This window comes from Streptomyces sp. NPDC001903, from assembly GCF_042891345.1.
Classification (GTDB): Bacteria; Actinomycetota; Actinomycetes; order Streptomycetales; family Streptomycetaceae; genus Streptomyces.
The window spans coordinates 96,757-105,884 of the sequence record NZ_JBIASZ010000026.1 but is presented as its reverse complement, the minus strand read 5'-3'; the positions used below and the strand labels follow the sequence as shown (position 1 = coordinate 105,884).

The window sequence follows — 9,128 nt, the reverse complement described above, 5'->3', positions numbered from 1 at the left end:
GATCGCAAGGCGGAGGAGAGAGGCGACGCTCGCGTCGTCGACCGACGACAACGCCGCGAGCGCGCGTGCCAGACCCCGCCGGCCAGAAGGGACTTCGACGACACCCCCTAGGGGGTGTCGCTTTGTGCGTCAGGACGTGGGCGGGGGCTCGATCCGGGCCAGCCAGGTGGTGAGGAGCGCCTCCAGCTCGGCCGCCTGCTGCGCGGTCAGGCCGTCGAGCAGGCTCCGCTCGTTCTCCATGTGCTCGGCGAACGCGCGGTCGATCAGCTCGCGCCCCGCCGGGGTGAGGGCGACCACGCGCCCGCGGCCGTCGGCGGCCGAGCGGCGGCGCGCGACGAGGCCGTCCCGTTCGAGCCGGTCGATCCGCTTGGTCATCGCGCCCGTCGTGACCATGGTGTGCACGGCCAGCTCGCCGGGGGCCCGCTCGTACGGCGCTCCCGCGCGGCGCAGGGCGGCCAGTACGTCGAACTCCCCCTCGCTCAGGCCGTAGCGGCGGTAGACCAGGCAGAGCCGGTCCGTCAGGAGCAGCCCGAGCCGGTGCAGCCGTCCGATCACGCCCTGCGGGGTGACGTCGAGGTCCGGGCGCTCGCGGGCCCACTCGGCCTGGATGCGGGCGACGTGGTCGGCGGGCGCCCCTGCCCGCGGTCCCGCCTGGGCTTCGTACGGTTCCTGGTTCACCCGGCCAGTATAGCTTCCATGGAAGGTATTATATCTTCCATGGAAGCAAATCTCCGGTGGTCGCTGGTCACGGCGATCGCACCGATAGCGTGGGGCACGAACTACTACGTCACCCGCGAGTTCCTGCCCGCCGGCCACCCGCTGTACGGCGCGGCCCTGCGGGCCCTGCCCGCGGGCCTGCTGCTCCTGACCGCCTGCCGGATGCGGCCCCGGGGATCCTGGTGGTGGAAGTCCCTGCTGCTCGGCTTCCTCAACATGAGCGCGTTCTTCGCGCTGATCTACGTCGCCGCGCAGCGGCTGCCGACCAGCGCGGCCTCGACCGTCATGGCGACGGCGCCGCTGGTGATGATGCTGTTCGCCTGGGTCCTGATCGCCGAGCGGCCGGGGCCGCGCCAGCTGGCGGGCGCCGGCCTCGGCGTGGCCGGGGTGTCGCTGATGCTGCTCACCGGGGCCGTACCGATGGACGCGGTCGGCGTACTGGCCTCCGTGGCCGCGATGGCGATGTCCTCGTTCGGCTACGTCCTGGCCAAGAGGTGGAGCACGGAGGTCGACGTCCTCGCGTCGACGGCGTGGCAGCTGCTGGGCGGCGGGCTCCTGCTGCTGCCGTTCGCCGCTGCCGTGGAGGGAGCTCCGCCGGCGCTGGATGCCTCCGAGCTGGCCGGATTCGCCTACGTCGCGGTCGTCGCGACGGCTGTCGCCTTCGCCGCGTGGTTCACGGGCCTGCGGCGGCTGCCGGCCGCGACGGTCGGCCTGCTCGGGCTGCTGAACCCGGTCACGGGCGTGCTGTTGGGCACGGCGATCGCCGGAGAAACGCTCACACTCCGACAGATCTGCGGCCTCCTGCTGACTCTGACGGGCATCCTCCTGGGGCGGAGGGGAGGATTCCTCACCGCTCGTGACGGGAGGAATTCGGCAGGTAGTAATTAGGTGAATCCCCGACTGAATTACCGTCAATAAGGGTTGAGTCCATATCTCGATTTGATAACGAGATCCTTGAAATGGCCTGGACCAATAGTGCCCTACGCGCGTAACTCGCGTATTTTCAAAGCAAGTTGACTGTTCATCAAATCCGGCCAGCAGGTAACAGTCTGATATCTCGGGTCCCATTCCCGTTTGTCCGAATTCTCCACCGCGCCGGTCTGGCAGGCTTCCGCGCACCCACTCCTCCGACCAAGGATTTGAGGTGCGCATGACTAGACATCGCAGGAAGCAGCGCGAACACCGGCGCAAACCGCGCCGGTTGATACTCCTCACCGCCGCCATGGCCACGGCGGCGGTGATAGCGGGCGGCATCGCCTACTCCGGACTGGGTGACAACGCCCAGGCGGGGACCGCCCTGGCCGACGCGGCCGCGGAGAACCTCACCCCGGCCGCCGCACCGGCCCGCGACGCGGAGCCGGCGCCCATCGTGGGCGAGCCCGCCAACGAGACCGCCAAGGGCATGGTCTTCGACGGCCTCAAGGCCGCTCCGAAGGGCGACCGTTGCGTCGGCGTCTACCGCACGGAGGCCGGGCTCTGCACGCACGGCCCCGACGCCCCGCCCAAGGACGTGGACATCAAGGCCGACGTGGCCCCCGTCGTCAAGACGAAGGCCCCGGCCGCCGACCCGGCGAAGCCCGAGTCCGGTGATGCGGCCGCGGCCGAAGGCAGCGGGCGTCCTCAGGACGCGCCCGCCGCCGACGCCTCCTCCGCCAAGTCCGCCCCCGCCGCGGCGCCCTCGCCCGCCACGGCCGGCTCCGGCAGCCAGGCCGTCGCCGCCGGCCCCGCCGGCCAGACCGTCCAGTGCGACGGCGACGGCAGCACCGGCAACCGCGTCCAGGTCGTGTACGTCCACGGCTCCGACCGCGACCGGTACTCCGAGTACGTCGCCTCGTTCCGCAAGTGGGCGGCCGACGCCGACCTCATCTACTCGACGAGCGCCCAGGAGACCGGCGGCATCCGCCACATCCGCTTCGTCACGGCCGCGGACTGCACGCCGACGGTGCTCAACATCGAGCTCCCGGCCTCCGCGCTCTCCGAGTTCAGCGCGACCAACAACGCGCTCGCCGGAAAGGGCCTCGACCGCCGCGACCGCAAGTACATGATCTTCGCGGACACCCAGGTCTACTGCGGCATCGGCACCTTCGCGGGCGACGAGCGGCCCGGCCAGGACAACCAGAGCAACTTCGGCCCCTCGTACGGCCGTACGGACTCCGGCTGCTGGGGCGGCCACACCGCGGCCCACGAACTCGGCCACAACCTCGGCGCGGTGAACAACAGCGCCCCCAACACCAGCCGCGGCGCCCACTGCACGGACGAGTGGGACGTCATGTGCTACTCGGACACCCCGTACTACCCGCAGATGCGCAACGTGTGCACCAACCAGGCCGCCGAGAACATCCTGGACTGCAACCACGACGACTACTTCCACACCAACCCCAAGGCGGGCAGCTACCTCGCCACGCACTGGAACATCGCGAACAACCAGTTCCTGATGAAGGCCAACGGCGGCGGCGGGGGCACCAACCCCGACCCGAACCCGAAGCCCACGCCGAGCCCCACCAACAAGCCCACCCCGACGCCGACCAAGAAGCCCACGGGCGGCCCCAAGGTGACGGCGGCCCAGATCCAGTCCAACTCCGTCGTGGTGAGCTGGCCGAAGGTCGACGGGGCCGCGTGGTACCAGGTCCTGCTGAACGGCAAGCACCTGACCTGGGTCCAGTCCCAGGCCCTGCGCATCTACAACCTCCAGCCCGGCACGGAGTACAAGGTCGCCGTCTCGGTCCGCGACGCCTCCGGCCGTGACAGCGGAGCCGGCCCGACCACGGCCTTCCGTACGACGGGTGCGGGCGGCGGTACCACCACCCCCGGTACCCGCTACACGCTCGGCAACGGCAGCACCGGCATGAACGCCGAGCTCTGGGGCGGCCGCAGCGCCGACGGCACCGTGCTCGTCGGAGGACGCGCCAACGGCTACGCCCAGCAGCAGTGGCTCTTCGAGGACGCGGGCGGCGGCCTCGTCCGCATCAAGTCCGCCGTCTCCGGCAAGTGCCTGCAGACGGGCGGCGCCCCGGCCGCCGGCATGTGGATCGCGCAGCAGCCCTGCGGCGGCAACTCCGCGCAGCAGTGGAAGCTGTCGTCCCGCGGCGGCGGTGTGAGCGTCACCGACGCGAGCGGCGGGTACGCCCTGACCGTGAGCAGCCGCCCGTACTACGGCGCCTGGCTGCTCGACCTCCAGCGCGCGGACGGCCGCGCGGCGCAGGTGTGGACGGTCCAGAAGGTCGGCTGACCCTTCGGGACCTCCCCTGCCGTCCGCCGGTGTACGGCCGCCCCGCGCGGCCGTACACCGGCCCCCTCATCTCCCGCACCGCGGCTCACTCCCGCAGCGCAGCACCTCGCATCCCACCGCACCAGGAGCACCCAACGATGCGTACACGTCCCTCTTTCCCGGTCCGCAGCGGACTCGGCTTCCTGTTCCTGTTCCTCGCCCAGGCCCTGGCCGTGGCCCTACCCATCGAGGCCCAGGCCCACGGCGACACCGTCAAGGTCGTGGTCACCGGGCAGCGGGAAGGCCATGTCACCACCGAGATCACCTGGGAGAACGACGGGGACGCCATCGACGAGGCGGTCGCCGCCACGGTGAACTCGGCCAGCCCCGACGGCTCCCGGACGATGGGGCCCTGGCGGCTGGTCCGCGACGCCGGATCGCGCACCGGCTGGAGCACGGCCGAGGTGCTGCCGCCCGGCACCTGGAAGGTGACCGTCGACGTGGGGTTCCCGTCGCTGGGACACGGCGAGAAGGAGATCGCCGTTCCGGTGGTCGACCCGGCGCCGTCGGCGGCCACGCCGAGCGCGGCCGCACCGTCCGCCGCGGCCCCGTCCGCCTCCGCCCCGCCCGCCCCCTCCGGCGCGTCCGGCGCACCGGCGTCCTCCGCGTCGGCGGACCCGGCCGCGGCCGGTGAGAGCGGGGACGAGGACCGTACCGTCTGGTGGACCACGGCGGGGGTGGTCCTGATCGCCCTGGCCGGCGCCGCCGGCGGCGTGCTGCTGCGCCGTTCGCGGGCCCGCAGGCGCTGACGTCCCGGGCGGCTGGGAGGAGCGGTGGCCGAAGCCGGCGGTACGACCTGACAGTCGAACGGCTTCGCGTTGACAGTGGAATTCGCCGTGCCGTTCATTCGGCGCATGCACCTCACCACCGCCGCCGTACGCTCCACCCTCCGCGTCGTCCGCCCCTTCCACACCTTCGAGGGCGAGGGGTTCCCCGTACGGCGCCCCTTCCCGCAGCCGGAGCTGCCGCTGGCCGACCCGTTCCTGATGGTGGAGCAGGTCGGCCCGCACGTGCTCGGGCCGGGCGAGGCCAAGGGCGCCCCGCCGCACCCGCACCGCGGATTCGAGACCATCCAGTACGTCATCGAGGGCGCGGTGGAGGACATCGACTCCGCGGGGCACGGGCGGGTCATGCACCCCGGCGAGGTGCAGTGGCTGACGGCCGGGTCGGGCCTGGTCCACCACACCCGCCCCGCCCCCGGGCTCCTCGCCGACGGCGGCCCGCAGCACCTGCTCCAGATCTGGCTGAACCTGCCGGCCCGGCTCAAGGCGGCGCCGCCGCGCGTCCGGTACGGGCGCGCCCCGGGGGACATCCCCCGGGTCGTCACCGAGGACGGCGGCGCCGAGCTCACGGTGATCAGCGGCCGCACCCACGGGGTGCGGGGACCGTTCGAGACCCACGCTCCGGTGCTCGTCGTACACGCCCGCCTCGCGGCCGGCGGCCGCGCCGGGTTCACCGTCCCGGCCGGGCACAACGCGATGCTGTACGTACTGTCCGGGACCGCCGCCACCCCCGACGCCCGGCTCCCCGACGGCCACCTCGCCCTCCTCGGCCGGGACGCGGAGCGGTTCACGGTCGAGGCCCCGGACGGGGCGGCCGAGGTACTGGTCCTGGCCGGGGAGCCGCTCGGCGAACCCGTGGCGCGCACCGGGCCGTTCGTCATGAACACCGCCGCCGAGATCCACCAGGCCCAGATGGACTACCAGAACGGCCTGATGGGGCACATCGACATCGACCTCTGAGGCAGGGCCGCCCGGCGCGGGCGACCCTGCTCCGACCGACGGCTGCCGGCCATCGGCCATCCGCTATCGGCACTGGCCCGAGCGCGGGCCCTCCACACCGTTGCCGCTCAGGTGCGGTGCCGGAGCATTCGCCGCGCAGCTCAGCGGGCCGATGAACGTGTTGGCTCCGACCTCGACGCCTCCGGTGTTGGCGTTCAGAGTCACCGGACCCCGGATCGTGTTGCCCGCGCAGTCGATCGCGGCGTCGTCCGAGCCGATCAGCACCGGTCCGCCGGTCCTGCCGATGGCGACCGGCCCGGTGAGCTGCGAGCCGCACACCGCGACGGCGAGCGCCCCGTCGGCGGAGACGGGGCCGGTGATCCCGGCTCCCGTCACGGCCAGCGCTCCGCCGGAGCGAACCGTGACCGGACCGGTCTGGCTGCCGCCGGGTGCGATGCAGCGCGACTCTCCGCCGGCCACGGTCAGCGGGCCGCGGTGGGCGTTCGTGATGCACGGACGGCTGAAGCCGACGGTGACCTCGGTGGCTCCCGTCGTGACGCTCTCCGCGTACGCCGGATCGCCGCTGTAGGTGGCGGTCACCGGGTGCGCCCCGGGTCGCAGCGCACCGGTGCGGAACTCGGCGCGGCCGCCGGTCAGCGCCACCGTCGCCAGCTGCTTCGTCCCGTCGGAGAAGGTGACCGTCCCGCCCGGGGTTCCCGCGGCGGGGTTCGACGAGCCGACGGAGGCCGTGAGCGCGACCGTGTGGCCGAACAGCGGCGTGGCCGTGTCCGCGGCGAGCGAGAGCGTCGTCCCGTACCGGAAGGAGACGACGGCCTTGCCGTCGCCGTGGTTCACGCCCCGCAGGAGGGAGACGTCGGTCGCGGAGGGCGCCGCGAAGCTGCTGCCCCCGCCGCCGCCCGCGCCGTAGAGGTTGCCGGGGTTCCCGCCGCCGGAGCCGCCCGCGCCGGCGAAGTAGCCGCCGCCGCCCCCGCCTCCGCCGTTGCCCCCACGGCCTCCGTTGCCGCCCGGGCCGCCGCTGCCCGGGTTGGGCAGGCCGGTGTTAGGGTCGGTGTCGCCGCCGGGCGTGCCCGGGCCGCCCTGGGCGGAGTTGGGGCTGCCCGCGCCGTGGGCGTGATGTTGTTGCCGCTGCAGATGGCGTAGGCGTACGTGGTGTTGTTGCTGTTGCCACCGCCGCCGTTCCAGCCGACCGCCGCCCAGGAGTCGGGGTTGGTCTCGCCGTCGGCGGCCGCCTTCTGGCCGAAGTCGTGTCCTGCGTTGTTGAAGGTGGGGAAGCTCGCGATCGGCTTGAGGCTGCCGACGCTGGCCGGTGTGATCCGGGCGCCGCCGCCGAGCAGTCGGGTGTTGGCCGGGCACGTGGCGACGACCAGGCCCACCGTTCCGCTGGTGGTGGGCCCGGCGATCTTGTTCATGACCACCTGGGTGTGGTTGATCAGGTTGCTCGTGAAGCACATCGCGTACGGGGTGCTGGAGAACGAGGCGTTGACCGCTCCGCCGCTGCCGCCGATGCCGAGCCAGTGCGTCACGTCCGTGCCGACGACCCCGGTCGTGCCGAGGTACTCGGTGCTGCCGTCGGGGCTCGGCGAGGTGCCGTTGACCTTGTTGCCGTTGGACGAAGTGCCGGTGCCGATGGCCTGGTTGATCCCGCCTCCGGAGATCAGGCCACTGCTGCAGTCCGCGTGGGTGGAGATCTCGGAGAAGGTCGACCCGGGTCCGGCTGTGGCCCCGGGGGTCTTCACGGTGACGCTCACGGTGTTCGCGTAGGCGGTGCCCGGCACGGCCAGGGCCAGTGCGGCGCCCACGACCAGTGCCTTGACTGCGGCATGGCGCCGCAGAAGTCCCGTGTTCACTTGTGTTCTCCCCATCTGATAAGCGATGAAGGCGGCATGGCCGGCCTCCGGTGTGAGAGACCGGACTTCACGGAGGTGTGGTGCGCACGACGGCCGCGCCCCGGGGTGACGGGGGCGCCGACGTCGTCGGTGCGGACGTGCCACGGCATCACAACTGCTGTCCGCCTGGCGGATGTACGCCGCTCAGAGGCAGATCAGGGCATGCGGATCGGCCATATCGCCACCCTCGTCTCGGAGTCGCGCATGCGGACTCTAACAGCCCTCGGGCCCGGCATCTACCCAGGTATTTCGCTCGATGAACTGGCAGATGCGCAAGAGTGAAATGCGTGCCCGCACGGGCTCCGATGTGACTTTCCAGTAGCTCCGGAGAGGGCGGAGCGGCGACGGCCCGCGCCGCTCCCGGCGGCCCCGGCGGAAATCCCGGTGCGCCGGCGGGTCTCCGCTGCCTAGGCTGCCGGGATGAGTACTCGCACCTTCCGGATCACCGTTCGCGGCTCCTTCGACGGCCTCGGCGGCGAGCAGCGGGCGGAGCTGCTCGCCGCCGCGCCGGAGCACGACGTCATGCGCTCGGCGTACACCGCCGAGGGCCACCTCTCGTACGACATCGCCGTCGGCCCGTTCTTCACCTTCCGCTTCCTCGACTCGGGCGAGGCCGAGGAGGACATCCTCGACGCGACCGCCCGCGCCGAGCTCGCCGCCGAGAGCTGGCTCACCGAGCGCGGCTACGGCTTCAAGCGCCTCACGTCCCGCGCCCAGGACCTCTCGCTGGCCCCGCTGAGCAAGCGCCAGCGCCAGGCGGCCGCCCGCGGCGACGCCTGATCCGTCAGGGGAGGTTCTTCTCCAGGGCGCCGATGTAGCGCTGCATCGAGTGGTCCTTCACCCCGTCGCCGGCGGGGGCGAGGAGATCGGCGGTGAACCCCTTGGCCCGGTCGGCGAGGGCCGCCGCCGGCGGCATCGACGCGCGGAGCCTGCCGTCCGCGTCGATGTGGCGCAGGGTGTCGACGTGGTGGAAGGCCGGCTCCGGCGGGAGCTGCGGCACGATGTCGTTGTTGTTGACGAAGCGGTGCATGCGCTTGCCGAAGGCGGTGTCGTACGCCTTGGCCGGCATCCGGTCGCAGGTGCGCGGCCGGCCGTACGTGTAGACGCCGTCGGCCCGCAGCCTCGGGGCTTCGAGGTGCAGGCGGGCCCCGGTGGGCATGGCCGGCGCGCCGCCGAGGCCGTGTCCGCAGATGAAGACGGCCTGTCCGCTGTCGCGGAGTTCGGCGATCCCCTGCGCGACCTCGGGGAAGACGGACTGCAGGGCCTGGGCGAAGCCGTAGTGGACGTACCCGGTCGCGGCAGGTCCGGGCCACGGCGGCGTGGTGGCGTCGGAGAGCCAGTCCTTCGGCTGGGCGGGCTCGGTGCCCCGGAACGCGACGACGACCATCCGGTCGGAGGCCATCGTGAAGGCCTGGGTGTCTTCGAGCGGGAACGGCGGCGTGAACCGGGTCCGGTGGTGGCGCACCCGGCCGAAGCCCCCGGCGCGCGCGGTGTTCACCCGAACGGCGTCCCCCG

Annotated in this window: 9 protein-coding genes; 5 read left to right on the top strand and 4 right to left on the bottom strand. The window is 72.5% G+C overall.

The window, feature by feature from the left end; genetic code table 11:
* Window positions 1-129: 129 nt before the first annotated feature.
* On the bottom strand, window positions 130-678 hold the full coding sequence (locus tag ACFYZS_RS37070; protein ID WP_389022900.1) for a MarR family winged helix-turn-helix transcriptional regulator: 549 nt from the start codon (window positions 676-678) through the stop codon (window positions 130-132).
* 39 nt (window positions 679-717) lie between these two features.
* Between ACFYZS_RS37070 and ACFYZS_RS37065 the strand changes: the two genes are divergently transcribed.
* The 4 genes from ACFYZS_RS37065 (at window position 718) to ACFYZS_RS37050 (ending at window position 5,727) form a co-directional block, all read left to right on the top strand.
* On the top strand, window positions 718-1,605 hold the full coding sequence (locus ACFYZS_RS37065; protein WP_389022898.1) for an EamA family transporter: 888 nt from the start codon (window positions 718-720) through the stop codon (window positions 1,603-1,605).
* 262 nt (window positions 1,606-1,867) lie between these two features.
* Window positions 1,868-3,946, top strand: coding sequence for an RICIN domain-containing protein (locus tag ACFYZS_RS37060; protein ID WP_389022895.1), 2,079 nt, complete (start codon window positions 1,868-1,870; stop codon window positions 3,944-3,946).
* A 137-nt stretch (window positions 3,947-4,083) separates the two neighbouring features.
* Complete coding sequence (locus ACFYZS_RS37055) at window positions 4,084-4,734, top strand: hypothetical protein (RefSeq protein WP_389022893.1); 651 nt, start codon at window positions 4,084-4,086, stop codon at window positions 4,732-4,734.
* Window positions 4,735-4,839: 105 nt separating this feature from the next.
* Window positions 4,840-5,727, top strand: coding sequence for a pirin family protein (locus tag ACFYZS_RS37050; protein ID WP_389022890.1), 888 nt, complete (start codon window positions 4,840-4,842; stop codon window positions 5,725-5,727).
* A 63-nt stretch (window positions 5,728-5,790) separates the two neighbouring features.
* On the opposite strand, the gene ACFYZS_RS37045 is transcribed toward ACFYZS_RS37050, so the two are convergent.
* A complete protein-coding gene (locus ACFYZS_RS37045; protein WP_389022887.1) occupies window positions 5,791-6,561 on the bottom strand; it encodes an Ig-like domain-containing protein in 771 nt (256 codons plus the stop codon).
* Entirely contained in the window at window positions 6,558-7,574 is a 1,017-nt protein-coding gene (locus ACFYZS_RS37040) for a hypothetical protein (RefSeq protein ID WP_389022884.1), read from the bottom strand. Before ACFYZS_RS37040 ends, ACFYZS_RS37045 begins: the two co-directional genes overlap by 4 nt.
* A 459-nt stretch (window positions 7,575-8,033) precedes the next feature.
* Here ACFYZS_RS37040 and ACFYZS_RS37035 point away from each other — a divergent pair, with 459 nt between their 5' ends.
* Window positions 8,034-8,393 (top strand): DUF6204 family protein, encoded by a 360-nt coding sequence (locus tag ACFYZS_RS37035; protein ID WP_389022880.1) that lies wholly within the window; start codon window positions 8,034-8,036, stop codon window positions 8,391-8,393.
* Window positions 8,394-8,397: 4 nt separating this feature from the next.
* Here the strand turns inward: ACFYZS_RS37035 and ACFYZS_RS37030 are convergent, their stop codons facing one another.
* The gene (locus ACFYZS_RS37030) at window positions 8,398-9,111 is read right to left on the bottom strand and encodes a lipase family protein (protein ID WP_389022877.1); all 714 of its coding nucleotides are present in this window, start codon (window positions 9,109-9,111) and stop codon (window positions 8,398-8,400) included.
* Between the last annotated feature and the right edge of the window lie 17 nt (window positions 9,112-9,128).

Excerpts from the sequence above, each read along its gene's own strand:
- ACFYZS_RS37065 (WP_389022898.1), top strand. The coding sequence starts at position 718 with ATGGAAGCAAATCTCCGGTGGTCGCTGGTCACGGCGATCGCACCGATA.
- ACFYZS_RS37060 (WP_389022895.1), top strand. The coding sequence starts at position 1,868 with ATGACTAGACATCGCAGGAAGCAGCGCGAACACCGGCGCAAACCGCGC.
- ACFYZS_RS37055 (WP_389022893.1), top strand. The coding sequence starts at position 4,084 with ATGCGTACACGTCCCTCTTTCCCGGTCCGCAGCGGACTCGGCTTCCTG.
- ACFYZS_RS37050 (WP_389022890.1), top strand. The coding sequence starts at position 4,840 with ATGCACCTCACCACCGCCGCCGTACGCTCCACCCTCCGCGTCGTCCGC.
- ACFYZS_RS37035 (WP_389022880.1), top strand. The coding sequence starts at position 8,034 with ATGAGTACTCGCACCTTCCGGATCACCGTTCGCGGCTCCTTCGACGGC.